Origin of the sequence: Propioniciclava tarda (genome assembly GCF_900182665.1) — a bacterium.
In the GTDB taxonomy this organism is placed as follows: Bacteria; Actinomycetota; Actinomycetes; order Propionibacteriales; family Propionibacteriaceae; genus Propioniciclava; species Propioniciclava tarda.
The window spans coordinates 13,405-38,332 of sequence record NZ_FXTL01000007.1 but is presented as its reverse complement, the minus strand read 5'-3'; the positions used below and the strand labels follow the sequence as shown (position 1 = coordinate 38,332).

Here is a 24,928-nt window from a genome sequence, read left to right as displayed (position 1 = left end):
GAGAGAACCCCCCTCCCCCCAAACGGGCGGGCCCACCGGCCAGGTTCAGTCGGCCGCGAGCGCCTCGGTCGGGGTCGCGTTGGCCGCACGGCGTCCTGGCAGAACGGACGCCAGCGCGGCGGCCGCGAACGCCACCACCAGCATGCCGATGGTGAGCGGAAGGTCCACGGCGAACTGCAGCGGTGTGTCCATGGCCGACTGCCGGACGATCGACGCGATGCCCAGCCAGCCGAAGAAGCAGCCCGCCGCCACGCCGACCAGGACACCGGCCAGCGCCAGCAGCACGGCCTCGACGAGGAGCATGGTCCGCAGGGACGCCTTCTGCATGCCGAGCGCGCGGAGCAGCGCCGACTCGCGGGCCCGCTCGATCACGCTGAGCCCCAGGGTGTTGCCGACACCGATGAGCGCGATCAAGACGGCGGCACCCAACAGGGCGGTCGTGATCAGCAGCAGGATCCGCAGCACCTCCTGGATCATGTACGACTGGGGCGCGCTGCCGCCGATGTCGACGAACTCTCCCCCGCTCTGCAGCGTCTGGGCGGCCTTCATCGTCGAGCCGATCTGCGAGGCGTCCGCGAGCTTCAGCCAGACCGCCTGTGGAGCCGGCGTCGCGACCAGCTTGGTCAGGTTCGCCTGGGAGACCACGGCCTGGTTGTAGGCGACCCAGGACACCTTCTTCACCGTCAGGGTGATCGGTCCGGACGCCCCGGCGAGCGTCACGCGGTCGCCGTCCTTACGATCGCCGCCGTTGAGCAGGACGACCCCGTCCGCGACCGAACCGATGGTGGACGAGACGCTCGCGACGTCCGGCGTCAGCGCGACGACCATGACCGGCTCGTCGTTGAGCTTGGCGGCGCCGCCACTCAGCACCGCGGACGCCTTGATGTTCGGCAGCAACTTGACCTTGTCGAGCACGGAGGCGCTGAGCCGTCCGGACGAGCTGGCGGTCGGGCCGCCGTTGGGGTCGTCGCCCGGGTCCGGGGAGTACAGGGACGCCGTGACGGTCAGGTCGATCGGGAAGGTCTTCTCGATCTCGGTGAGCATCGTCTTCTCCGCGGTGGCGGTGCCGACCTGAAGCGTCACGATCAGTCCCGTGGCCAGCATCAACGCCGTGGCCGTCGCGGCGGCCCGCGAGGGGTTGCGAACGGCGTTGTCGGCCGCGAGGCGTGCGGTCGCGTTGCGTCCGATCAGGACGCCCAGGCCACGCAGCAGCGCGGGGATGTAGAGGGGCGCCGCCCCCAGGACCCCGATCGTCAGCAGCATCGCCCCAGCGACGGCGAGCAGCAGTGGTCCGACCAGGCTGGGGTTCCCACTATCGACCTTGACCAGCTGGCTGACGGCCGCCAGCCCCACACCGGCGACGATCAGCAGGCCGGTGATCACGGCGCGCACCACGGACGCCTTGCGCACCTGCTCGGAGGTGGCGACGGGCTGCAGCGCCTCCAGCGGCAGCACCCTCGTCGCCCGCAGGGCCGGCAGCATCGCGGCGAGCATCGTGACCAGGACGCCGATCCCGACCTCGATCGCCAGATCGGACCAGGGCAACACCAGGCCGAAGAAGGACGCCTTCGTCACGGACGCGCCGATCCAGCCGGCGACCGTGCCGAGCGCGAGGCCCACGACAGACCCGACGAACCCGAGCAGCACGGCCTCGGCGAGGAACCGGCCGCGCACCTGGCGTCCGGATGCCCCCACCGCGCGCAGCAGCCCGATCTGGCGACGCCGCTGGGCCAGCAGGATCGTGAACGTGTTGGCGATGATGATCATGCCCACCAACGCGGCGATGCCCGAAAAGGCGAGCAGCAGGTACTTCATGACGTCGAAGTCGCGCGTGATGCTCAGGGTCGCTTCATGCTGGGTGTCGGACGCCGTCCCGACCGTGATCGGCTCCTTCGCGCCCGGGTAGGTGTCCTTGGCTCCGCGATAGGGCTGGACGGCCCGGTCGATGGCCGAGACGGACGCCGCGGCGTCCGTCCCCGGCTTCAGCGCCACCAGCCAGGACCCGGCCGGGCTGGACGTGGCGCTGTCGGCGTCCATGCCGAACATCGGCGAGACGTAGGCGGTCTGCATGAACAGCGTGGGGGCGTCCGCGCTGATGCCGACGACCCGGAGCTGCATCGGGCCAGCCTCCAGGCTGTCGCCGACCTTGGCCTTCAGGGTGTCGGCGACCTGCTGCGAGACCGCGATCTCGAGGGGTCCGTACGGCCAGGCGCCGCTGGCGAGACGTGCCCAGCGGAAGCGCTCGGACGGCAGGACGTGAGCCTCGACGAAGGCGCTCTCGGTTCCCTTGGACAGGCCGAGTGACACCGAGCGCGATCGCTCGACGGCGTCCACACCGGGGACCCCCGTGATGGCGGACTTCAGCTGGTCAGCGGTCCCGGTGGTCGAGTTGGCCGTGACGACGACGTCGGCGCGCGAGGTCGGCAGGGCCAACATCTTGCCCAGCGCGGAGGTCTGGGTGGCCATGAAGATGCTCACCGCGGCCATGAAGCCGACGCTGATCGCGATGGCGAGCAGGGTGGCGACGAATCGCCCCGGGTGGAAACGGAGTTGACGTACGGCGTCCGCGAACATCAGGCATCCAGCCTTGCCAGCGCGGCATTGACGGACTCGACGCTGGGGCGTCCGATGTCGTCGACGATGCGTCCGTCGAACAGGACCAGCGCGCGGTCGGCGTGCGCGGCCGCCTTCGCGTCGTGGGTGACCATGATGATCGTCTGGCCGAGGTCGCGGACGCAGGCCTGCAGGTAGGCGAGCAGGGCGAGGCCGTTCTTGGAGTCGAGGGCCCCCGTGGGCTCGTCCGCGAAGATGACGTCCGGCTTGGTGATGAGGGCCCGCGCGATCGCGACGCGCTGCTGCTGCCCCCCGGACAGCTCTGAGGGACGATGGTCGAGCCGATCGCCGAGGCCCAGCGAGGCTACGACCTGGTCGAAGTGCGTCGGATCGGGCTTGCGTCCGGCCAGATCGAGCGGCAGCACGATGTTCTGCCGGGCCGTCAGCGTGGGGAGCAGGTTGAACGCCTGGAAGACGAACCCGACCCGGTCACGCCGGACGCGGGTCAGCTCCTTGTCGGAGAGGGCGTTCAGCTCGTGATCGCCGAGGAAGACGCGTCCGGCGGTGATGCGGTCGAGTCCGGCGAGGCAGTGCATGAGCGTCGACTTGCCCGAGCCCGAGGGGCCCATGATCGCGGTGAACGTGCCGCGTCCGAACTCGACGGTGACGTGGTCGAGCGCGACGACCCGCGTCTTGTCGGAGCCGTAGACCTTCACCAGGTCGAGGGCGGCCGCAACGGGTCGGGTGGGGGCGGGTCCGGGGGTGGGCAGGGCGGGCATGGTCGCCGTCATGGGTGGGATTCCTTCACGGATCGGGACAACGGGGTGGGCTGCTGTCTCGAACCTATCGAGGCGGGCGGTGACCCGGCATCATCCCGAGGGCTGGTCAGGCACCCTCTTGAGGAGGAGATTCGCTAGCCGATGGTCGCTCCCGGGGTCAGGCAGGCAGCTCCGCGACTTGAAGGGCTCTCGCGGATGGGCGCGTGACAGAGGTGGTGTCCGGCCAGGAGGGCGCGGACTGTCGGCCGTGGGAACGGGCTCACCCGCGCCGCGCCGGGGAAGTCCTACAGGACGTCGCCCGGCGTATAGGACGCCCCCACCGGGAACTCGGCCGCCAACGCGGCGACGCGCGCGGCGATGCGGTCCACTTGATCCCCGGACGCCCCGGCGAGTTCGAGCGGATCGGCCAGTGAGGCGTCCAACTGATCGCGGCCGACACCCAGACGGGTGTCCGCGGCGAGGCGATCCAGCAGGTCGTTCTCGCGCTGCCCTTGGCGCATCGCGAGAGCCACGGCGACGGCGTGCTCTTTGATGACTTCGTGCGCGATCTCGCGCCCGACGCCGGCGCGCACCGCGGCCATCAGCACCTTCGTCGTGGTCAGGAAGGGCAGGTAGCGCTGCAGCTCGGCCTCGATGACGGCGGGGAAGGCTCCGAACTCGGCCAGCACGGTGAGGAACGTCTCGAAGAGGCCGTCGAGAGCGTAAAAGGCGTCCGGCAATGCCACGCGGCGCACCACCGAGCACGACACGTCGCCTTCATTCCACTGATCGCCGGCCAGCTCGCCGACCATCGACACGTACCCGCGCAGGAGCACCGCCATGCCGTTGACCCGCTCGCAGGACCGCGTGTTCATCTTGTGCGGCATGGCCGAGCTGCCGACCTGACCCTCCTTGAACCCCTCGGTGACCAGTTCGGCGCCCGCCATCAGCCGGATCGAGGTCGCCACGTTCGACGGCGCCGCCGCCGTCTGCGCCAGCGCCGTCACGACGTCGTAGTCGAGCGAGCGCGGGTAGACCTGTCCGGTGGCGATGAGCGTCCGTTCGAAGCCGAGGGACGCCGCCACGCGGCCTTCCAGGTCGGCCAGCTTGGCGGCGTCGCCGCCGAGCAGGTCGAGCATGTCCTGGGCGGTGCCCATCGGCCCCTTGATGCCGCGGGCCGGGTAGCGCTTGATCAGCGAGTCGACGCGGTCGAAGGCGATCAGCAGTTCATCGGAGGCCGTCGCGAACCGCTTGCCCAGGGTCGTCACCTGGGCGGGCACGTTGTGGGAGCGGCCGGCCATCGCGAGGTCACGGTGCTGGACGGCGAGGCGGGTGAGGGCGACCAGGACGGTGACGATGCGCTCGCGGACCAGCTTCAACGCCTCCAGCGACTGCCACTGCTCGATGTTCTCGGTGAGGTCGCGCGAGGTCATGCCCTTGTGGACGTGCTCGTGGCCGGCCAGCGCGTTGAACTCCTCGATGCGGGCCTTCACGTCGTGGCGCGTGATCCGCTCGCGCGCCGCGATCGAGGCCAGGTCGACGGTGTCGATGACCCGCGCGTAATCGGCGGCGACGGCGTCCGGATCATCACCGCCGAAGTCGACGCCGAGGTCGCGCTGCGCGGCGAGGACGGTGAGCCAGAGCCGGCGCTCCGCGACGACCTTGCCCTCGGGGGACCAGATGGCGCGCATCGCGGCGGTGGCATAGCGGCTGGCCAGGACGTTCGGGACGCTCACGGTAGGGCTCCTCCTCAGCGTGGACGCCCCATTGTTTCACCGGCGAGGGCGGACGCCGGCGCCGGGTCCGCGGTCGGACCCGATCATCGGCCACGGTCCGACTCGCGCGCGGCGCGCCGGTGGTTGGAGGGGGACATGGCCACCCCCGACGCCGACCGGACGCCGTGAGCTGACGTCCGTCGAACATCACCGGCGCCGCCACAAGCTGGTGATTACGGTCCACAACTGCAGCACCGAGCCGGTGAGGATCGACCGCCCGGAACTGTGGCTGGGTGGCCGCAAAGGGACGACCCCCGAATTGCGCCTGGACACCGACCGGACCCACATCATTCCCTTGACCCTGCCGCCCCGAACGTCCGCCCAGGCGGTGCTCACCTGGAAGGTGACCGGACTGTCGTCGAATCCGGACACGGGAGCCCTCTCCGTGCATCAGCCGGGCATCGGCGACGGCGAACTCAAGGAGGCGCTCCTGCTGGACGACACATCGCGCGTCTGGCTCACCGGCTGGGTGCCTGCCTGAGCCGCGGCCCAGCGACCGGATGAGCCCTCTCCGGGGGCGGGCGTCCCCGGGCTCCCAGCCCCGTGTCGGGGGCGGGTGGCGGCGTCCTACGCTGGCTCATCAGATGCCGACGAAGGAGTCGCCATGAAGGCCCAGCAGATCATCCAAGCGCTCTACTCGTTCTTCCTCGGGCTGGTGGTCGTCGGCTTTGTGGCGGTCGGCCTGATGACCTTCTACCCGCAGTCGCGCTACGACCAGACCTCGTCGGGGGACGACGCCTGGCGGGCAGCCGTGGACTCCTGGTCCCTCGGAGCGAGCATCATCCTGTTGGTGTGCGCCACGGTCATCTTCGCGGTGTCTCTGGTGTTGTCGGAGCGCCTGGACGTCGTCGCCAACGGCCTGCTGCTCGGGGGCGTCTTCACGATGATCTACGCCGTCGCCGTGTCGCTGGATGGGCGCACCTCTCCGCTCCGGTTCGTGGTGGTGGCGGTGGCGTTGCTGGTCACGGTCGCGGTCGGGTACCTGAAGTTCGTCCGTGGACGCCGCGGCGCGGCCACGGCTGCCGTTGCGGCGGCTGCTGGCGCGTCGGCGTCCGGCGTTGCTCCGGACGTGACCGAGCGCCTGGTCCGGGTCGAGACGAAACTGGACGCCCTCCGCCGCGCGCTGGACGGCTGACGGTCGGCGTCACTCAGGGCTGATCTGCGATCCCCGCTGTTGGAGCGGGACCAAATCCCATGCTCGATGCGGCCTGAGCCGGTCGGTCCCGATCTTTACGCCAAAGCCACCTATCTACGGCGCACGACCCAGAGTGGTCGGGTGATGTGCGGGGCGACAGCGACCCCGATTGCCAACTCGATCGCCGAACTTCATGTGATGCATCGCTACCTGCACCCGCAGGGGTTGGCGGACGCCGGACTGGAGCAGTTTGACTCCTGGGCAGCGACGTTCGGTGAAGTGGTGACCGCACCCGAGGTCACCGTGGCCGGCGGGCTGAAGATCAAGTCGCGGTTCGCCAAGTTCAACAACATCCCTGAGGCGCGGTCGATGTTCTCAGTGTTCGCCGACGTCAAGACCGCCGCCGACCTGGACCTTCCGCGCCCGCTGATCGCAGCCAACAGCGACGGCGAACGCTCCTCGCAGTTGATCCTCGTCTCGGCCGGAGAGGAGCTAAGCGACTACATGAAGCTGTTGGGTCAGCGCGCCAAGGACGTCGAGAACCGGGTTGTGCGCCCCGACGAGGACAACATGCTGAAAATCGGTGGCGATGGCCGCAAGGCCGCCCTCGATCTACGGCTGATCACCGAGGCGTACGGCCACCAACCTGGATGCAAGCTGGACGCAGTCACGTCGTCTCTGAGGGGTCCTTCGATACGTTCATGTGGCAGACGCTGGCGCGCAAAGCACGCTTCATCGAGCAGGTCATGACGGCGCGGGGCACGGGCCGCTCGGTCGAGGGGGACATCTCGGGCGGGCCGATGCCCACGAACTACTCCGAGATCATGGCCGCGTCATCGGGCAACCCGCTGATCTTCGAGCTGGCCAACGCCCAGCACGAACTGTCCAGGCTGTCGAGGCTGGAACGCGCCCACCACGACTCGCAACGCTCCCTGAGTCAGCGCAAGAGCATCGCCGAGGGCGCGCTGGAGCCCACCAGGGCGGACATTGCCAGGCTCGCGGAGGCGTCTGCCCGCGTGAAGCTGACGGCCAGCGATGCGTTCCGCTTCACCACTGTCAACGGGGTCGTCGTCGACAACCGGGAACGGGCTGCCGAGTTCGCCCGTCTGGCTCGGCTGAGCCAAGAACCGGTGCGTCTGGGGGAACTGGGTGGGCATACGGTGATGGCTCGCAACTACCGCGACTTCACACCTACCAAGAGGTCATCGAACTGCAAGTCCAGGGGGTGCCGGAAGTCACGACGCGGCGCATGGTGCCGTACGGCGAGCGGGTGGCGATCACCAACGGCATGGTCATCCAGTTCTAGAACATGGTGGCGAAGATCCCCAGCAAGCTGCAGGAGGCGCAGCTGCGCCTGGCGCAATGCCAAGACACGATCGTGCAGTGTGATCGGCTGATCGGCCGTCCGTTTCCGCAGGCTGTGGAGTTAGCGGCCGCGCAAGACCGCTTCCAGCAGATCTCTGGGCTGCTGCAGGCGATGGACGGCCAGGCTGAGCTGCAAGATCCCAGCGCCGAGCAGGCGATCGCGCGTGCGCGGACGCTGACTCAGCAGGCGAACGCCACAGGGACCGGCGCCGATGCCCGCGACAAGCTCCGCCGAATGGCCGATGAACTGCGAGCCCAAGGGGAACCGCCGGAAGCTGACCGTGAGCCGCCCACCCGCCACGACCCGACCCGGTGATTCCACCGGAATCAGGGCAGATGCAGCCCAGACTGAAGGAAAGCGAACAACAACACCTAACGACCCTCCGCGGCTCCGCCCTCGGCTGCCGGAACCTCACCAACTACATCGCCAGAAGCCTGCTCGAGACAGGATGCTTCAAACCCCACCTACACCCTGGATTGTGAAGAGCCAGTTACCGCACCAACGACAAGGTGGTCGTGGGCCCTCGGATCGCCTACTTCGATCTGGCGCTGCCCGAACTGCGGCTGGCCTTCGAGGTGGACGGGTCATCCAGCAGAGCGTGGGAAGGGGAGCCCGGGATCCGCCAGTCGAGCCACGTCGCCATGACTGGATCGGGGCTAGCGCGAAGGAGTCTCGATCTCACCCTGGGCCGCACGGAGCGCGATGTCGCGGCGGCAGAAGCCGGACGGGAAGTGGAGCTCGTCGATCGCGGCGTAGGCGTCGCGGCGGCAGTCGTCCAGGGTGTCACCCGTGGCCACGATCGTGAGCACCCGCCCGCCGGACGCCACGAGGTTGCCGTCGGCGTCCAGGGACGTGCCCGCGTGGATGATGTGGACGTTGTCGTCCGAGCCGAACAGCCGCGGTCCTGCGATCCGACCACCGGACGCTGGCGTCCCGGGGTAGCCGTCGGCGGCGACCACGACTCCGACCGCGTAGCCGGTGAAGCCGAACCGGTCGGTCGTCGTCAGGTAGTCCCCGAGCGTCCCGGACGCCGCCGCGTACAGCAAACCCCCTAGTCCGAAGGACAATCGCGGCAGCACAACCTGGGTCTCCGGATCGCCGAAGCGCACGTTGAACTCGACCACCCGGGGTCCGCGCGAGGTCAAGGCCAGCCCGACATAGAGCAGACCCGCGAAGGGCGTCCCCCTGCGGTCCATTTCCGCCAGAGTCGGAACAACGACGCTGGTCACCACGTCGCCGATCAGGCCCCTCGGCGTCCAGTCGAGGGGCGTGTAGGCGCCCATGCCGCCCGTGTTCGGACCCGCGTCGCCCTCGCCGACGCGCTTGAAGTCCTGGGCGGGCGGGAATGGGAAGACGTCGCGTCCGTCGGTGACGACGAACAGGGACGCCTCTGGCCCGTCCAGGAACTCCTCGACGACCGCGGGCAGGGCGTCCGCCGCATGCGCCAGGGCGGCGTCCCGATCGGAGGTGACGATGACGCCTTTGCCGGCAGCAAGGCCGTCCTGCTTGACGACGTAGGGCGGGCCGAAGCGATCGATCGCCTCGGCGACCTCGGCCACCGTGGTGCAGTAGACGGACGCCGCCGTCGGCACACCCGCCGCGACCATGACCTCCTTGGCGAACTGCTTGGACCCCTCCAGTCGGGCTGCCTCCGCCGACGGCCCGAAACACGCGATGCCAGCCGCACGGACGGCGTCCGTGACCCCCGCGACCAGCGGAGCCTCGGGCCCGACGACCACCAGGTTGACGCCCAGCGAGGTCGCGAGCGCGAGGACCGCGGCGCCGTCGCACGGGTCAAGCGCGTGGTTCGTCGCGATGGACGCTGTGCCCGGATTCCCCGGCGCGCAGTGCAGCGCGACGACCGAGGGATCACGGCTCAAAGCCAACGCGAGGGCGTGCTCTCGTCCGCCACCGCCGAGGACCAGGACCACGAGTTCCGTCACGCTCGAACACTATCGAGGCAGGTGGACACTGATCGCCCGGTCCAACGCTCGCACACTGGCCTTAACAGCACGTTCACACCCCCAGGTGGGCATGTGAACGTGCTGTTAACGGCGCAGTTGATGAGGTGGAGGCAGTCACCGCCATGGGAAACGGCGACCGCTTCCTTCCCCGGAACCCGGGCGCGACCCCTCAGAGCGCCCGGATCGAGTACGTCAGCACCCGGACGTCCCCCGGCGCGAGCCGGACGTCGTCGGGGTGGGAGTTGAAGGCGTCCGGCGGGCAGGTCATCGGCTCGACGGCGACCCCGCCGCGGTCGAGTCCGGGGACGTCGCCGGTGAACGCCTGGACCCACGGCGCATCGGACGCCAGCGCGACGGCTCCCAGGTCGGGGTGCGCGAGCACAGCCTCCCAAGCCAGGCACAGGTTGCCGCCCGCCGATTGACCTTCGGGCAGGCCGGTGAACGCGTGGTCGACGCGGCGTCCGGACAGGGACGTGGGGCGTCCGAAGTCGAAACCGGCCTCGCCCACCGACGCCAGCCCCGCCGGACGCATCCGCTCGTCGGTCAGCAGCACCTCGTCAGCGCGCAGCTCGAACGAGCACTCGTCAACCGGGACGCCGCACGTCAGGTACGGGTGCGTCGAGAGCCCGACGGGTGCGTCCACCGCGCCGATGTTGGTGGCGCCGAGGTGCGCGACGAGCCCCAGGTCGGCGTCCAGTCGATACACCGCCCGCAACTCGAGCGGGAACGGGTAGCCCGGAGAGCCCGGCAGGTCGAGGGCGAACGTCACCGAGTCGTCGGAGCGGCCCGCCACCGTCCAGTTCACCCAGGACGCGAGCCCGTGCAGCGCCGCGCCGGTGGTGGGCTCGTTGCAGGGCACCGAGTAGGTCTCGCCGTCGAAGCTGTACGAGGCGTCCGAGATGCGGTTGGGCCAGGGGGCCAGCGTGCGTCCGAGGTAGCCGAGGCCCAGGTCGGACGCCGCGTCGAACGGCAGCACCAGGTCTCGTCCGGCGTAGGTCAGCGACGCCAGGGACGCGCCCGAAGCGGCCAGCGTGGCGCGGTACTCCCCCGCGCTCAGGGTGACGATCGATCCGTTGAGGCTCACGTCTGCACCCTAATGCGGTCCGCTGCGGGCGTCGCGTCCGGATCTCGAGCGCCCGGACTGGCACGATGGAGCCCATGACTTTCCCGGCCCGCCGGCTGTTCGCCGTTTTGCCTGCCGCCGTCCTGATCGCCGGCTGCGCCCAGCCCGCCACGACCGTCCCGACGACAGCGCCGACGAGCAGCACCTGGACGCCGACCGTCACGACCCCGACGATCAGCATCCCGACCCCGACGACGGCGAAGCCGAGCACGCCGGCACCCACCATCGCCAAGCCCACGACGACCAAGCCGAGCACCCCCGCCCCCACCGGCTCCGCGGTCAACGACCAGGCCATCTCGCAGCTGCTGCCCGCCCTCAACGCCTACTACGCCGCCGCCGACAAGGTGCTGCAGGCCGGCGGCCAGGGGGCACCGACGGATGCGATGAAGAACACGATGAGCGGCGACGTCCTCGCCATGTGGACCCAGACCGCCGAGTACTACAAGAGCAAGGGCTACAAGCAGGTCGGGACGACCGCGATCGAGTCGTTCAGCCCGGGCGAGGTCGATCGCACGGCCGGCATCGCCGACGTCGACTTCTGCGCCAACGCCTCGGCCGTCACGGTCAAGACGTCGTCCGGCGCGATCGTCCCGCCCACGGACGCCACCAAGCGGGCGACCGGCGGGACGGCGTCCCTGATCTATCTCGGCGGACGCTGGCGCGTCATCACGCTGACCGGTCTGACGGCGCTGGAGTCCTGCCCGTAACGATCAGGCGCCGGACGCCTCCCCGTCCTGCTTGGTCGTCGGCGCGCTCGGCACGTTGACGAGCTTGTAGCCGGTCGGGAACAGCTGGAAGCGTCCGTTGCCGGAGATCAGGCCCCACAGCCCCTTGGGCAGGAACAACGTCACGAGCAGCGCGAGCACTCCGAGCAGCACCAGGTACCGGCACCGTAGGTTTCGGGCACGCGCCGCGTTCCTGCCGACGGAACAATTCTTGGCCGTGCGCTCCGGGGGCAGGCCGCGCCATCACATTCGCGGCCGGCGCCTGTCAGCTAGCGTTCCGACCCGGACCACTCGTCCACCAGGGCGAAGAACCGGCGCACCTCGTCGGCCGACGTGTAGTGAACGAAGCCCGCCCGCAACACGGTCTCGACCCCCAGGCGCCGGACCGCTCCCAGCGCGTAGAAGTTGCCCAGCCCGAGCGCCACGTTGCGCTCCCCCAGCCAGCGGACCAGCCCCGACGCATCCCGGACCCCGTCGGCGTCCGTCAGGTTGAAGGCGAACGTCGGCGTCCGGCCGTCGACGGACGCGCGGCCGTAGAGGCGCAGGTCCGGACGCCTCGCCAGTTCGGCGAGAAACAGCTCCGTCAGCGTCCGCTCGTGGGCGTCGATGACCTCATAGGCGGACGCCAGCCGCGCGCGCCGGTCGCCGCCGGACCCGAACTCGGCCCAGTAGTCGACCAGCGCGACGAACCCCGCGAGCGCCTCGAACGACTGGGTGCCCTGCTCCCAGCGGGCGGGGCTCTCCTCGGTCGCGGGCTCGACCTTGTACGGACGCAGCCCGCTCAGGTGCTCGGCCTTGGCCGCGCAGATCCCCAGGTGCGGACCACCCAGCTTGTACGCCGAGGCGTACAGGAAGTCGGCATCGAGGGCCTCGAAGTTGAGCTGCTCGTGGACGGCCGCATGCACGGCGTCCACGCTCACCAGAGCGCCCACCTCGCGGGCGCGGGCGACGACGCGGGCCACGTCCGGACGCGTCCCGAGCAGATTGGACGCCGCAGTCACGGCCACGACGCGCGTGGACTCGTCGACGAGGTCGGCGAGACGTCCGTAGTCGAGGTCGATGCCGTCGGCGTCCAGGGGTAGAACGCGCACCTCACAGCCAGCATCCTCGGCGGCGCGCCGCCAGCTCGAGACGTTGGAGAAGTGGTCCAGGTCGCTGACCACCACGTTGTCGCCCGGCGCGAAGGTCGCGGCGACCGCGCGGCTCAGATTGAACATGAGCGTGGTGCTGTTGGGCCCGAAGACGATGTTCTCGGACGCAGCCCCGAGCCAGTCCGCGGCCGCGGCGCGTGCGTCCGCGACGAGCTGGGTGGTCCGGCGTCCGGCGTCGGCGAACCCGCCGAGGTTGGAGTTGTAATGGCCGAGGTACTCGACCATGGCGTCCAACACCGGACGCGGCACCTGGCCGCCGCCCGGGCCGTCCAGGAACAGCGGCAGGTTCCCGGCGGCGTCCGGCGTCGTCAGGGCAGGAAAGTCGGCGCGGACGGCGTCCAGATCGAAGGCGGTCATGCGCGGTGAGCGGTCAGCACAAAGGCATCCCAGTACCCCGACAGGCCCGCGTCAACCGCGACGACCGGATTGGCGCTGTGCCACATCGTGCGGTCGTTCAGCACGACGTACTGGCCGGCCTGCTGGCGCAGCGTGGCCAGGGCGGGCGCGTCGCCCGACTCGTGGAGGCTCAGGTCCGCGCCGGTGGAGTGGGCGCGACCGAGGGTGGCGATGCAGATCCGGTCGAAGCCGTCCTGATGGACGCCCTCGGGCGCCGTCTCGACCGCCGTGCCCGGAAGCGCGATCACCCGCAGCTGGTGGACCTCAATCCGGACCAGTTCGGGGAGTGCGCCTAGACGGGCGAAGTCGGCGATGAGCTCGCCGAAGCCACGGGTGTCCCAGGTGGTCGGCAGCAGGTCGTCGTAGCGGCGCGCGACCCCGGGCTGGAAGTGGTTGATGTCGTCGCCCTGGACGAAATCCTTGGGTGGCAGCAGGGTGAGTCGCTGCTCGGCCCGGTCGAACTCGAAATGCGAGAACCGGCGCAGGCGATAGGCGCCGTCGGCGTACTGGTTGGGGGCGAGGGTCTCGAAGTCGGGGGCGAGGTCCTCGATGGCCGCGTCGCTCAGGCGACCCAGCGTGAAGGTGAAGGCGTCCATGGTCAGGCTCCTGTCCGGGCGTGGGTTGTGCTCGGGTCACCGCTTGACGGCAGTCGGACGCCGCTTGTGGCCGCGTCCGGATGCCCGGTGTTGGGTCCGACTCTAAAGCGCGACACCCTGTCTTCAAAACGCTCAATCGACGGGGGTCGCGTAGGCCACGACGGTGTCGCGGTAGTGCCGTCCGTCCGGACGCTCGATCACCGGTCCGCCGCAGGTCACCAGCACCAGCCGCCGGACGCCGTCGCGCGTCGCCAGGCCCTGGGGCAGGTCGTCTTGGTGTAGGGGGCCAGCTCGTAGACCGCCCAGCACGGACGCGGGGTCGGCGCGGCTGGCGGCTGAGTCATGAGGTCAATCGATGAGGTCGTGGAGCATGATGACCTCCTCGCGCCCCTGGCCGACGCCGATGCCACTGATCCGGATGCGGCACAGCTCCTCGAGCCGACGGACGTAGGCCTGGCAGGTCGCCGGTAGCTCGTCGAACGACCGGCAACCAGAGATGTCCTCGGTCCAGCCGTCGAGGTACTCATACACCGGACGCGCCTTGGCGAACTCGTCCACCAACACGGGCTGATGCTCGACCCGAACCCCGTCGATCTCGTACGCCACGCAGACCGGGATCTTCTCCCAGCCGGTCAGGATGTCGAGCTTGGTCAAGAAGAGATCGGTGACGCCGTTGTAGGTGACCGACTGCTCGACGATCAGGGCGTCGAACCAGCCGCAGCGGCGGGGGCGTCCGGTCGTGGTGCCGAACTCGCCACCCGCGGCCCGCAGACGCTCGCCGTCGGCGTCCACCAGCTCGGTCGGGAACGGACCCTCGCCGACGCGCGTCGTGTAGGCCTTGGCGATGCCGACGACGCGGTCGATGCGGGTCGGTCCGACGCCCGAGCCGGTGCAGGCGCCGCCGGCCGTCGGGTTCGACGAGGTGACGTACGGGTAGGTGCCGTGGTCGATGTCGAGGTGGTGAGCCTGGGCGCCCTCAAACAGCACGACCTTGCCCTCGTCCAGGGCGTCGTTCAGCTCGCGGGCCGTGTCGCGGATCATCGGCCGGACGCGCTCGGCGAAGCTGAGCAGGTGGTCGGCGACCTCGGTGGGATCGATCGCGCGCTGGTTGTAGAGCTTCACCAGCAGCTGGTTCTTGCTCAGCAGCGCCGCCTCGACCTTCTCGCGCAGCAGGGTCTCGTTGAGCAGGTCCTGGACGCGGATGCCCATGCGGTTGATCTTGTCGGCGTACGCGGGGCCGACGCCGCGTCCGGTGGTGCCGATCTTCTTCTTGCCCAAGAAGCGCTCGGTGACCCGGTCAATGGTGCGGTGATAAGGCGTGATGATGTGGGCGTTGGCGCTGACGATCAGGCGGGAAAGGTCGACCCCGCGCGCCGTCAGGTTGTCGATCTCGTTGAACAGCACCTCGAGGTCGATGACGACGCCGTTGCCGATCACCGGGATGCCGGGATTCAGCACGCCGGACGGCAGCAGGTGCATCGCGAACTTCTCGCCGTTGACGACGACCGTGTGGCCAGCGTTGTTGCCGCCCGAGTAGCGGACGGTGTAGTCGGTGCGATCGCCCAACTGGTCGGTGCACTTGCCCTTACCCTCGTCGCCCCACTGAGCTCCGATGACCACGATCCCCGGCATGTTCGCCTCCCCAGAACGAAAGCCCGGCGCTTTCCGCGCCCGGGCTCTTACTGCCGCATCCTATCGGCTTGGAGCGGTGATGTGGCCGTCAACCAGGTCGGACGCCGCCCCGCGGCCCCCCGAGCACCCCCCCGGACGCCACCTGCGAGGATGGCCCCCGTGAACGCGGCGCCACAGCAGGGCTACTCCCCCGCCGAGCCCGCCTACCGCCGCGTGACGGTCGCGCTGTTCCTCGCGGGGATGGCCACGTTCGCGTCCATCTACTCGACGCAGACGCTGCTGCCGGTCCTGGCCCACGACTTCGCGATCACGCCCACGACGGCCGCCCTGAGCGTCTCGGTCACCACGATCTGCCTCGGGATCGCCCTGCTCTTCGTCGGTCCGCTGTCGGACGCCCTGGGTCGCGTCCGGCTGATGCAGGCCTCGCTGGTCGCGACCGGCATCACCGTTCTCGCTAGCTCGTTCGTCACCGACTGGGCACACATGCTCCTGTTGCGCGGCGTCCTCGGCTTCGCTGTCGCCGGACTGCCGGCGGTCGCGACGGCCTACCTGCGCGAGGAGATCCACCACCATTGGGCCACCGCGGCCACCGGGCTCTACATCGGCGGGACCGCCATCGGCGGCATGGCCGGACGACTCCTCACCGGTTTCCTCGCCACCGTCTTCGACTGGCGGGCCGCGATCGGTGGCATCGGCGTCCTCGCCCTGGTCAGCGCCGTGATCGTGACGCTCGTCCTGCCGCGCTCGCGGCACTTCCATGCGACGCCGCTCAACCCGTCCGCCCTGACCGCCAACGCGCGCCGGATGCTCATCGACCGTGGCCTCGTCGCCCTCTACGGCATCGGCTTCTGCGCGATGGGCTCGTTCGTCGCGACCTTCAACGCGCTGTCGTTCCGGCTGGCGTCCGCGCCCTACAGCCTCACCCCGGCGACGATGTCGCTGCTCTACCTCACGTACGCCGTCGGCTCGGTCGCGTCCACCTATGCCGGACGCCTCGCCGCGCGGCGCGGCTCGCGCGCGGTCGTCCCGTGGGCGCTGGCGCTGCAGTTGGCCGGCGTCCTGCTGACGCTCGCCGCCCCCCTGGCGCTGGTCGTCGTGGGCGTGGGCCTGATCTCCGTGGGCTTCTTCGCGGCCCACGGCGTGACGAGCGCGTGGGTCTCGGCGCGGGCGTCCAGGAAGGGTCCGGGGACGGGCTTCGCCAGCGGCCTGTACCTCTTCGGCTACTACCTCGGCTCGTCGGTCTGCGGCGCGATCGCGGGGGCGGCGTGGTCGGCGGGCGGCTGGCCCTGGGTCGTGGCGCTGGCGTCCGGAGTGATCGCGGTCGGCATCGGACTGTCGCTCTTCATGCGCACCGTTCCCGTCCTGCCGTACCCCATCGACCCTCAGCCGCCGGCGCACTAGCCGCGCCGCCTCGATCGGGCAGGAGGTGGCTGCGCATTCGCCAGCGGAGCCGTCCCGCCGGCCTGGTCAGGATTGGGCACCCGCGCGCGTTCGGGCATGCTTGCGGCCGTGACGACCCAGCCCGACAGCATCGGACGCGCCAGCGCCCTGATGGCGTCCGGCTCGATCGTCTCTCGCGTCCTGGGGATCGTCCGCAACGCGCTCATGGTGGCCTGCGTGGGCGCCGAGGCGAGCGCGTCCGTGGCCTTCAACACGGCCAACACGCTGCCGAACCAGATCTTCGCGCTGCTCCAGGGCGGGCTGCTGACGACCCTGCTGCTGCCCCAGTTGACCAAGGCGCTCGGTCGCGAGGACGGCGGCGAGCAGACCGCCGACGCGCTCGTGACCTGGGCGATCGCGGCGATCGTCGGGGTCACCGCGGTGTCGCTGGCGTTGGCCCAGCCGATCGCGATGGCGCTGCAGCTCGCCGGTCCGACGCTGCAGCTCGGGGTGACGTTCGCGTTCTGGTGCCTGCCGCAGATCCTGTTCTACGGCCTCTACACGGTCTGGTCGCAGGTGCTGTACGCCCGCGGACGGTTCGCCGCGACCATGTGGACGCCGGTGCTCGCCAACGTGGTCCAGATCGTCGGGATGAGCGTCTTCTTGGTGCGCTTCGCGAAATCACCGGACGCCGAGCTCTGGACTCCCCAGATGGTCGCCCTGCTCGGCGGCACCTTCACCCTCGGCATCGCCGTGCAGGCGCTCGCGCTGGTGCCGTCGCTGCGGGCCAGCGGCTACCGTTGGCGTCCGCGGTTCGAACTGAGGGGGCACGGCTTCCGCGCCACCGCGCGGCTTGCGTCCTGGACGATCGCCGCGGTCACGATCGCGCAGCTGGGCGGGTTCGTCACGACGGCCGCGATCAACGCCGTGGCCGGAGTGGCGGGGCACGTGCTGGTCCCGAACATCACCGTCTACCAGCAGGCGTTCCAGATGTTCTTCGTGCCGCACGGGATCATCACCATCACGATCCTGACCGCCGCGTTCCCCCGCATGGCCCGCGCGGCGCAGACCGCCGACGTCGGCGCGCTGCGCGCCCAGGTGGTCACCGCTCTCAGGCTGCCTCTGACGGCCATGGTGCCGATCACGCTGGCCGCGATCGTGCTCTCCCTGCCCGGGATGGCGGTCACGAACCCATCCATGACACCGGTCGAGGTGCGGCACACCGCGATCGCGTTCTCCCTGATGGCGCTGGGGCTCATTCCGTACGCGGTGGCTGGGCTGCAGCAGCGGTACTCGATGGCCCGCGAGGACGGCCGCACCAACCTCATGTTCACCGCGATCGTGACCGGGATCCAGGTCGCGGCCGCGCTCGCGATCCCGCTGCTGCCGTCCGGGGTCGGGGTCTACGTGGTCGCGTCCGGCATGACGCTCGGCAACACCGTCGCGGCGATCGTGTTCCTGCACCGGACGCAGGCCCAGCTGGGCGGCCTGCCCTTCCGCGAGCTGCTGAGCCTCGTCGGACGCCTCGCGCTCGCCGCCGTCCCGGCCGCCATCCTCGCGGCGCTGGCGGCGGCCGGGCTCGGTGGCTGGCTCCGGCCTGGCTGGGGCGTCTCGCTGCTGCAGCTGGCCGTCGGCGGCGCCGTGTTCGCTATCGCATTCGGGCTCGTGGCCAAGCGGCTGCACATCGGCGAGATCGAGGCCCTCATCGGACGCCTCGCCGGACGCTTCCCGAGGTGCTTTCGCCGTTGACCTGGGGCAGGATGGGCCCATGATCGACGCCCACGCTCTCTCGCTCGACGTGCTCGACTTCGTCACCGAACTGCGCCACGACCTGCACGCTCACCCCGAACTCGGCACCGACCTGCCGGTCACCCAGCGCCGCGTCCTGGACGCCCTCGCCGGGCTGCCGCTCGAGATCACCCTGGGCCGCCAGTTGACGTCCGTCACCGCGGTGCTGCGCGGAGGCAAGGCGGACGCCGACCTCGCGAGGCGTCCGATCATTCTCTTGCGGGGCGACATGGACGCCCTGCCGGTCCGCGAGAACACGGGGCAGCCGTTCGCCTCCACCATCGACGGCCGCATGCACGCCTGCGGCCACGACCTGCACACCGCCACCCTCGCCGGCGCCGCCAAGGCGCTGTGCACGATCAAGGACGAGCTACCCGGCGACATCGTCTTCATGTTCCAGCCCGCCGAGGAGGTGCTCGTCTCCGGCGCGCAGCTGATGATCGACGAGGGCGTCCTGGACGCCGCCGGCCGCCGCGTCGACCGCGCGTTCGGCCTGCACGCCACGTCGGCGATGATCCCGACCGGTCACTGGTGGACGCGTCCCGGCACGATCATGGCCGGCACCAACAACATGCTCGTCGACATCATCGGACGCGGCGGCCACGGCTCCACGCCGTGGGGCTCGAATGATCCGGTGCCGGTGATGGCCGAGATCATCACGTCGCTGCAGACGGTCGCCACCCGCAAGTTCTCGGTCTTCGACCCGGTCGTGATCACCGTCGGCGTCGCCACCGCCGGCCAGGCGCCCAACGTGATCCCGGAGCGCTGCCACCTCGAGGCGTCCGTGCGCACCCTGTCCAAGGAGTCACTCGCGACGGCGTCCATCGTGTTTCCCCAGGTCGTCCGGCAGATCGCGGACGCGCACGGCTGCCGCGCCGAGGTCGACTGGCAGCCCGGCTTCCCGCCCACGGTCAACGACCCGGACGCCGCCGCGTTCATCCTGGCCGAACTCAGCGACCTCTTCGGGGCCGATCGGGTCGCGTCCATGGACGTTCCACTGATGGGCTCCGAGGACTTCTCGAAGGTCTTGGACGCCGTCCCCGGCGCGTTCGTCTTCTACTCGGCCGTCCCCCCGACCGCTCGGCTGGAGGACGCGACCTTCAACCACTCCGAGACGGCCACCTTCGATGACTCCGCGCTGGCCGGGGCGGTCGCGGCGTTCGTCCGGATCGCGACGGCGTCCCTGAGAGAACTTTCGACGACGCGCGGCTGAGGTGACTCTGGCAGGATCGACGGCATGCCGCACTCCCTGAAGGTCAACCCCTGCAACGAGACCTGCGACTGGCGTCCGAACGGTGAGGTGCGCAACGCCGAACTCGTCTTCGCGTGCGCCGGCTGCGGCAGCGAGTGGGTGCGCTCGGCCGGCTGGACACCGCGCAACCTGGACGGCTCGATCGGCGCTTCCGTGCAGGCCGAGCTCGAGAAGCGCTAGCTCGAGCCACCCCGCGCCCGGGCGCATGTTCGCCCGGCAGTACCGGACGCCTCCGCCGCCGTTGGCGACCGCGCCCTCCGCCGTTCGGCAGTTCACAGGCTTACCCGGACGACGCCTGGTCCCCGTGCTCCGCAGGGTCGGCGTCTGCAGCAGGCCGAGGCCGCCATCATGTCCGCTCTGAGCGCGGCGTTCATGCTGGGTCTGCAGTACCTGTTCTGGGTCTGACGCCACTCACGTGGCATCATCGGCGCCATGGCGCGCCCCCTGAAGTCGAACCCGTGCGACGAAACCTGCGAATGGGTCGCCACCAAGAAGGTGCGTGACGGAGAGCGCGTCTTCGAGTGCCTGGGCTGCGACAGCGAGTGGACGCGGTCGTCCAACTTCACCCCGAAGGAGGCCGATGGGACCGTCAGCGACGAGGTCCTGGCTGAGCTCCGACAGACCTAGAGTCCTCGACGCGCGCCTGCCTGGGGCGGAGCCGAGGCTTGTCCACTATGCCGACGTCCGGACGTAGGCAAACCGGACGAAGGTCGGCTCCGTGCGCGCGCTCCGCCGTCGACAGCGGCATTCCAGCACGGCGGAGGTTCAGGCCGTGTTCGCCAAGTACGCCGCCACGGCATCCCGGATCAGCGCCGAGCGAGGACGCCCCTGCGCGGCGGCCCGCCTGTCGAGTTTGTCGTAGGTCTCCTGCGCGAAGCGCAGCGAGACGACGGGCGAGCGGCGTCCGGGTGCGGTCAACGACGGACGCCCCAGCTGGGCGTGAACGTCGGCGACGATCTCGTCGATGATCTGCTCGGTCAGCCGTTCGCCGTTGGGCAGGAGAACGACCTCCTTCTCGGTGTCGACGTAACGACCGATGGGGGTTCGCAACGAGATTGCAGGTGGGGTTCGCATCCCACCAGTCTTCACCAGGACCCCGACAAGGGCGCAGCGACGGCGTCCGGGCTGTGGAAGACCAGCGGACCCGCCGCCCACAGGGCGGCGGGTCCGAGTTCAACGCTGCGGGGCGTCCGACTACTGGGCGGAGGTGCCGACCGAGCCGAGGTCCTTGCAGGCCTGGATGACGCGGGCGGTCATGGCGTTCTCGGCCATCTTGCCCCAGGCGCGCGGGTCGTACTGCTTCTTGTTGCCTACCTCGCCGTCGACTTTGAGGACGCCGTCGTAGTTGCGGAGCATCCAGTCGGCCACCGGACGCGTGAACGCGTACTGGGTGTCGGTGTCGACGTTCATCTTCACGACGCCGTAGGAGACGGCGTCCGCGATCTCCTGCTCCGAGGAGCCCGAGCCGCCGTGGAAGACCATGTCGAACGGACGCGCCTTGCCGAACTTGGCCGCCACGGCGTCCTGGATCTCCTTGAGGATCTCGGGACGCAGCTTGACCGCACCCGGCTTGTACACGCCGTGCACATTGCCGAAGGTGAAGGCCGTCATGTAGCGGCCGTTCTCGCCCAGGCCGAGGGCCTCGGCGGTCGCGATGGCGTCCTCGGGGGTGCTGTAGAGCTTGTCGTTGATCTCGGCCGCGACGCCGTCCTCTTCGCCGCCGACGACGCCGATCTCCACCTCGAGGATCTGCTTGTTGTACGCCGACTGCTTCAGCAGTTCCTCGGCGATCTGGAGGTTCTCGGTCAGGCTGACCGCGGAGCCGTCCCACATGTGTGAGTTGAACAGCGGGTCACGGCCGTTCTTGACGCGCTCGGCGGAGATCGCCATGAGCGGACGCACGTAGGTGTCCAGCTTGTCCTTGGGGCAGTGGTCGGTGTGGATCGCGATGTTCACCGGGTACTTGGCGGCGACCACGTGCGCGAACTCGGCCAGCGCGACGGCGCCGGTGACCATGTCCTTGACGTACTGGCCGGAGGCGAACTCGGCGCCGCCCGTCGAGAACTGGATGATGCCGTCGGAGCCGGCGTCCGCGAAGCCCTTGATGGTCGCGTTCAAGGTCTGGGACGACGTGACGTTGATCGCGGGGTACGCGAAGCCCTTGGACTTCGCACGGTCCAGCATCTCGGCGTAGGCGTCGGGGGTTGCAATGGGCATGGTGTCTCCTCGGAGTCGAGTCTGGCCCGCCTCGGGTAGAAGCGGACGCCGCAACGGCACCATTCAATCAAACCCCGCGAGCGCGCGTCGATGAGGGCCATCTGCCGGGAACGCGAACCGATCAAACAGACCGAACGTGGGCTTTGCCAGCCGACGGACGCCAGCGGGTCAGGCGTCCAGTTTGGAGAAGTCGACCCGGACGCGTCCGTTCGACAGGGCCCGGATGGCGCTGTCGATGGTGGCCGGCTTGTCGGACAGGAACGCGAGCGGCAACGCAACCTGGCGCCCGTCCTTCGCCTCGACGATCAGATCGTCCGAGCGGCCGAAGCGGCGGCTGCGCGCCCGGACCGCGGCGATCGCGTCCCAGCCCCACCAGCCGGACGCCGTGCCCACGCCCTCGCGCCCGACGCCGAGGGCCAGGCCGTCGTGGACGGTTCGCGCGGAGTGCCGCACCGCGACCTCGCCGACGATGGCCCAGATGAGGTACGCCAGCGGCAGGGCAGCGCTGATCGCGACCACGGGCCACGTCAAGGCGCCCAGCTGCTCGCGGAAGAACCAGTAGATGGCGAACGTGATCCCCAGCGAGATGACGGTCGACACGATCCGCCAGGTGCGGTTCCTGGACGCCGCCCGCACGTGCTGGCGGGCCAGCTCGGGCACGAAGAACACCGGGTACTCGACGACGCTCGCCGGCGGCGGCGCGGAGACAGGGGCGTCGGTGGTCACGGCCTCAGCGTAGTCGGGAGCGTCCGTGGCGTCGTGCGTGACAAGTGGGAGCCACGTCGGACGCCTCTGTCAGAGCGGGTGAACCACTGATCCCCGGGGGCAATTCGTTGGCTCCGCCAGGGGGCCAGTCGTTTGCCGATCAAGCAGGTAGTCGTTGGCTGAGCCTGTCCCGATGGGGTACTCCGACTGCCTTGCCAACGAAAGGCCACTGCTTCTCGGAGCTGCCCTGACGTTCGCCACCGACGGCTCGAGCTTCGACAAGCTCAGGCAACGAATCTCCCTGGTTTGCCAACCAAGCGCTCGGGGCTCGACGGTTCGACAGGCTAACGAGAGATCTGCCCGTCCCTCGGCGGAGCTGGGTGCTGCAGGTTCCAGTGGTACATGGCGATGGCCGCCGCGGCGCCCGCGTTCATCGACCGGGTGGAGCCGTGCTGGGTGATGGCCACGAGCGCCGCGCAGGCGTCCACCACATCGGACGTCAGCCCCGGACCCTCCGATCCGAAGACGAGGCAGCAGCGCTCAGGGAGCTGGGCCGACTCCAGCGGCACGCTGCCCGGCAGGTTGTCGACGCCGATCAAACTGACGCCGGCGGCGTCCGCCCAGGCGACGAAATCGGCGACGGACTCGTGGTGGGACACGTGCAGGTACCGGTCGGTCACCATGGCGCCGCGACGGTTCCAGCGGCGGCGTCCGAGGATGTGGACGCCGGCCACGTTGAAGGCGTTCGCGGTCCGCACGATCGAGCCAATGTTGAAATCGTGCTCCCAGTTCTGGATGGCGACGTGCAACGGAGGCCTGCGCCGGTCCAGGTCGGCGACGATGGCCTCAACCCTCCAGTAGCGGTACTCGTCAACCACGTTACGACGATCGCCGTCGCGGAGCAGGTCGGGATCGAGGCGGGGATCGTCCGGCCAGGGCTCGGGATGCGGACCGACCCCGGGGCTGCTCACAGCCGCCACCTCGTCGTCGCTCAGGGTCCCCACGGACGCCCACGGTATCGTCTAGCGCGTGAACCTGATCCCCGCACTCATCCCGCTCGCCGGCGGCTTCATGGACCCGGTCTGGCTCTTCCAGACGTTCGGCCCGGCCTTCCTCGCCGTGTCAGCGCTCATCATCTTCACCGAGTGCGCGATCTTCCCGATCCTGCCGGGTGACTCGCTGTTGTTCGCGGTCGGCATGTTCATCGCCCAGGCGGCGGGCATCCGGCTCTTCGGGCTCAACGAGATCGGCACCCTGCTCGTCGCGCTGGCGATCCTGCTGGTGGCGGCCGTCCTCGGCAACGTCGTGGGCTACTGGGTCGGGCTCAAGATCTCGCCGTGGCTGTTCAAGCCGCGGCCGGGCTTCGTCGGCAAGATCTTCAGCCAAAAGCACCTGGACGACTCACACGCCTTCTTCGAGCGCTACGGGGCCAAGGCCCTCGTGCTCGGACGATTCGTCCCGCTGGTCCGTACCTTCGTGACGATGGTCGCCGGGGCGTCCGGCATGACCTTCCGGCACTTCATCAAGTGGACCGCCCTCGGCGGCGTCGCGTGGGTCATCGGCGTCACGCTGCTCGGGTTCTTCTTGGGCAACGTCGCTTTCATCCGCGACAACCTGGAGATCGCGCTGATCCTGATCGTGGTGTTCTCCGTGCTGCCGATGGTGTACGAGATCTGGAACGAGCGGCGCAAGGCCCGGGTGTGAATTGTCGGACGCCCCGGCTAGCGTGGCTGCTTTCCTAGCAGGAGGCACCATGTCCCAGCTCACCGACGCAACACCGTCCGACCGTCATCGCCTGATCGCGGGCCGTTTCGCACGTCTGATCGACGGCGTCCAGAACTGGGACGCCCCCTCCCCCGTCGCCGAATGGGATGCGGCCGGCGTCGTCGAGCACCTCGGTTGGCTGCCGGGCTTCCTGCAACACATCGCCGGGGTCGAGTTGCAGGTAGCCGACGCCGACAGCCCCGCGGGCCGGTTCGCGGCCCAGTCGGACGCCGTGCAGGCCCTCCTGGACGCGCCCAAGGCATCCGAGATCGTCGAGACGACCATGTTCGGGGCCATGCCGCTGCAGCACCTGATCGACCAGTTCTACACGGCGGACGTGTTCATGCACTCGTGGGATCTGGCGACGGCGTCCGGCCAGGCGCCCGACCTGGACGAGGACTTCGCGAGGAACATCTATGAAGGCATGAGGGCGATGGGCCCGGCGCTGCACGAGTCCGGCCAGTTCGGGACGCCGCAGCCGGTCGCCGAGGACGGACCCGTCCAGGACAAGCTGATCGCCCTCATCGGGCGTGACCCCTCTTGGACGCCGCAGGGGCGCTGACCCAAGCTCAGGAACGACCCTTCGACAAGCTCGGGGACCTGGCGAGCTCACAGACCAAGCTGGCTGAGCCTGTCGCAGCCCTCGGC

General features: G+C 69.6%; 26 protein-coding genes. 12 read left to right on the top strand and 14 right to left on the bottom strand.

Translation table 11 applies throughout. The features are described 5' to 3' along the window. Positions 1-45: 45 nt before the first annotated feature. From FN821_RS07005 to purB, 3 genes are all read right to left on the bottom strand, one after another. Positions 46-2,574, bottom strand: coding sequence for an FtsX-like permease family protein (locus tag FN821_RS07005; RefSeq protein WP_131172057.1), 2,529 nt, complete (start codon positions 2,572-2,574; stop codon positions 46-48). Next, positions 2,574-3,365 (bottom strand): ABC transporter ATP-binding protein, encoded by a 792-nt coding sequence (locus FN821_RS07000; RefSeq protein WP_421958046.1) that lies wholly within the window; start codon positions 3,363-3,365, stop codon positions 2,574-2,576. Before FN821_RS07000 ends, FN821_RS07005 begins: the two co-directional genes overlap by 1 nt. A 251-nt stretch (positions 3,366-3,616) precedes the next feature. Beyond that, positions 3,617-5,047: an adenylosuccinate lyase gene (purB, locus tag FN821_RS06995; RefSeq protein ID WP_131172059.1), complete on the bottom strand. Its 1,431-nt coding sequence runs from the start codon at positions 5,045-5,047 to the stop codon at positions 3,617-3,619. A gap of 241 nt (positions 5,048-5,288) precedes the next feature. On the opposite strand from purB, the gene FN821_RS14970 reads away from it, so the two are divergent. The 4 genes from FN821_RS14970 (at position 5,289) to FN821_RS06970 (ending at position 7,902) form a co-directional block, all read left to right on the top strand. Beyond that, complete coding sequence (locus FN821_RS14970) at positions 5,289-5,567, top strand: hypothetical protein (protein ID WP_131172060.1); 279 nt, start codon at positions 5,289-5,291, stop codon at positions 5,565-5,567. A gap of 123 nt (positions 5,568-5,690) precedes the next feature. Next, entirely contained in the window at positions 5,691-6,221 is a 531-nt protein-coding gene (locus FN821_RS06985) for a hypothetical protein (RefSeq protein ID WP_131172061.1), read from the top strand. 198 nt (positions 6,222-6,419) lie between these two features. Continuing rightward, positions 6,420-6,971: a hypothetical protein gene (locus FN821_RS06980; protein WP_131172062.1), complete on the top strand. Its 552-nt coding sequence runs from the start codon at positions 6,420-6,422 to the stop codon at positions 6,969-6,971. Positions 6,972-7,530: 559 nt separating this feature from the next. Next, positions 7,531-7,902: a hypothetical protein gene (locus tag FN821_RS06970; protein WP_131172063.1), complete on the top strand. Its 372-nt coding sequence runs from the start codon at positions 7,531-7,533 to the stop codon at positions 7,900-7,902. Positions 7,903-8,243: 341 nt separating this feature from the next. Here FN821_RS06970 and purD read toward each other — a convergent pair whose 3' ends face one another. Further along, on the bottom strand, positions 8,244-9,530 hold the full coding sequence (gene purD / locus FN821_RS06965) for a phosphoribosylamine--glycine ligase (RefSeq protein WP_131172064.1): 1,287 nt from the start codon (positions 9,528-9,530) through the stop codon (positions 8,244-8,246). Positions 9,531-9,720: 190 nt separating this feature from the next. Beyond that, positions 9,721-10,635, bottom strand: coding sequence for an aldose-1-epimerase (locus FN821_RS06960; protein WP_131172065.1), 915 nt, complete (start codon positions 10,633-10,635; stop codon positions 9,721-9,723). A 74-nt stretch (positions 10,636-10,709) separates the two neighbouring features. Between FN821_RS06960 and FN821_RS06955 the strand changes: the two genes are divergently transcribed. Continuing rightward, complete coding sequence (locus tag FN821_RS06955) at positions 10,710-11,381, top strand: hypothetical protein (protein ID WP_131172066.1); 672 nt, start codon at positions 10,710-10,712, stop codon at positions 11,379-11,381. A gap of 3 nt (positions 11,382-11,384) precedes the next feature. On the opposite strand, the gene FN821_RS14240 is transcribed toward FN821_RS06955, so the two are convergent. The 5 genes from FN821_RS14240 to FN821_RS06940 all read right to left on the bottom strand — a co-directional run bounded on the left by FN821_RS14240 (position 11,385) and on the right by FN821_RS06940 (position 15,174). Continuing rightward, positions 11,385-11,552, bottom strand: a complete 168-nt coding sequence (locus FN821_RS14240; protein ID WP_165489293.1) for a hypothetical protein — start codon at positions 11,550-11,552, stop codon at positions 11,385-11,387. Between the two features lie 116 nt (positions 11,553-11,668). After that, positions 11,669-12,907: a cysteine desulfurase-like protein gene (locus tag FN821_RS06950; RefSeq protein ID WP_131172067.1), complete on the bottom strand. Its 1,239-nt coding sequence runs from the start codon at positions 12,905-12,907 to the stop codon at positions 11,669-11,671. Next, positions 12,904-13,542, bottom strand: coding sequence for a 2OG-Fe dioxygenase family protein (locus tag FN821_RS06945; protein ID WP_131172068.1), 639 nt, complete (start codon positions 13,540-13,542; stop codon positions 12,904-12,906). Before FN821_RS06945 ends, FN821_RS06950 begins: the two co-directional genes overlap by 4 nt. Before the next feature lie 132 nt (positions 13,543-13,674). Continuing rightward, positions 13,675-13,851, bottom strand: coding sequence for a sortase family protein (locus FN821_RS14235; protein ID WP_165489294.1), 177 nt, complete (start codon positions 13,849-13,851; stop codon positions 13,675-13,677). 39 nt (positions 13,852-13,890) lie between these two features. Further along, positions 13,891-15,174, bottom strand: coding sequence for an adenylosuccinate synthase (locus tag FN821_RS06940; RefSeq protein WP_131172069.1), 1,284 nt, complete (start codon positions 15,172-15,174; stop codon positions 13,891-13,893). Between the two features lie 159 nt (positions 15,175-15,333). Between FN821_RS06940 and FN821_RS06935 the strand changes: the two genes are divergently transcribed. The 5 genes from FN821_RS06935 (at position 15,334) to FN821_RS06915 (ending at position 20,221) form a co-directional block, all read left to right on the top strand. Beyond that, the gene (locus FN821_RS06935) at positions 15,334-16,575 is read left to right on the top strand and encodes an MFS transporter (RefSeq protein WP_241660157.1); all 1,242 of its coding nucleotides are present in this window, start codon (positions 15,334-15,336) and stop codon (positions 16,573-16,575) included. A gap of 108 nt (positions 16,576-16,683) precedes the next feature. Continuing rightward, positions 16,684-18,303 (top strand): murein biosynthesis integral membrane protein MurJ, encoded by a 1,620-nt coding sequence (gene murJ, locus FN821_RS06930; protein ID WP_165489295.1) that lies wholly within the window; start codon positions 16,684-16,686, stop codon positions 18,301-18,303. A 19-nt stretch (positions 18,304-18,322) separates the two neighbouring features. Continuing rightward, a complete protein-coding gene (locus FN821_RS06925) occupies positions 18,323-19,555 on the top strand; it encodes a M20 metallopeptidase family protein (protein WP_131172072.1) in 1,233 nt (410 codons plus the stop codon). A 24-nt stretch (positions 19,556-19,579) separates the two neighbouring features. Further along, positions 19,580-19,774 carry a hypothetical protein gene (locus tag FN821_RS06920; protein ID WP_131172073.1) on the top strand — a complete coding sequence of 65 codons (195 nt, stop codon included), beginning with the start codon at positions 19,580-19,582 and terminating at the stop codon, positions 19,772-19,774. A gap of 252 nt (positions 19,775-20,026) precedes the next feature. Next, positions 20,027-20,221, top strand: a complete 195-nt coding sequence (locus tag FN821_RS06915; protein ID WP_131172074.1) for a hypothetical protein — start codon at positions 20,027-20,029, stop codon at positions 20,219-20,221. A 138-nt stretch (positions 20,222-20,359) separates the two neighbouring features. Here FN821_RS06915 and FN821_RS06910 read toward each other — a convergent pair whose 3' ends face one another. The 4 genes from FN821_RS06910 to FN821_RS06895 all read right to left on the bottom strand — a co-directional run bounded on the left by FN821_RS06910 (position 20,360) and on the right by FN821_RS06895 (position 23,511). After that, positions 20,360-20,668, bottom strand: a complete 309-nt coding sequence (locus tag FN821_RS06910) for a ribbon-helix-helix protein, CopG family (RefSeq protein WP_131172075.1) — start codon at positions 20,666-20,668, stop codon at positions 20,360-20,362. A 120-nt stretch (positions 20,669-20,788) separates the two neighbouring features. Beyond that, positions 20,789-21,811 carry a class II fructose-bisphosphate aldolase gene (gene fbaA / locus FN821_RS06905; RefSeq protein WP_131172076.1) on the bottom strand — a complete coding sequence of 341 codons (1,023 nt, stop codon included), beginning with the start codon at positions 21,809-21,811 and terminating at the stop codon, positions 20,789-20,791. A gap of 168 nt (positions 21,812-21,979) precedes the next feature. Further along, complete coding sequence (locus FN821_RS06900; RefSeq protein ID WP_131172077.1) at positions 21,980-22,537, bottom strand: hypothetical protein; 558 nt, start codon at positions 22,535-22,537, stop codon at positions 21,980-21,982. 323 nt (positions 22,538-22,860) lie between these two features. After that, complete coding sequence (locus tag FN821_RS06895; protein WP_421958047.1) at positions 22,861-23,511, bottom strand: TrmH family RNA methyltransferase; 651 nt, start codon at positions 23,509-23,511, stop codon at positions 22,861-22,863. Between the two features lie 34 nt (positions 23,512-23,545). Here FN821_RS06895 and FN821_RS06890 point away from each other — a divergent pair, with 34 nt between their 5' ends. Both FN821_RS06890 and FN821_RS06885 read left to right on the top strand, forming a co-directional pair. After that, entirely contained in the window at positions 23,546-24,220 is a 675-nt protein-coding gene (locus FN821_RS06890) for a VTT domain-containing protein (protein ID WP_241660158.1), read from the top strand. A gap of 49 nt (positions 24,221-24,269) precedes the next feature. Then, positions 24,270-24,842 (top strand): DinB family protein, encoded by a 573-nt coding sequence (locus FN821_RS06885; RefSeq protein ID WP_131172079.1) that lies wholly within the window; start codon positions 24,270-24,272, stop codon positions 24,840-24,842. Positions 24,843-24,928: the final 86 nt, after the last annotated feature.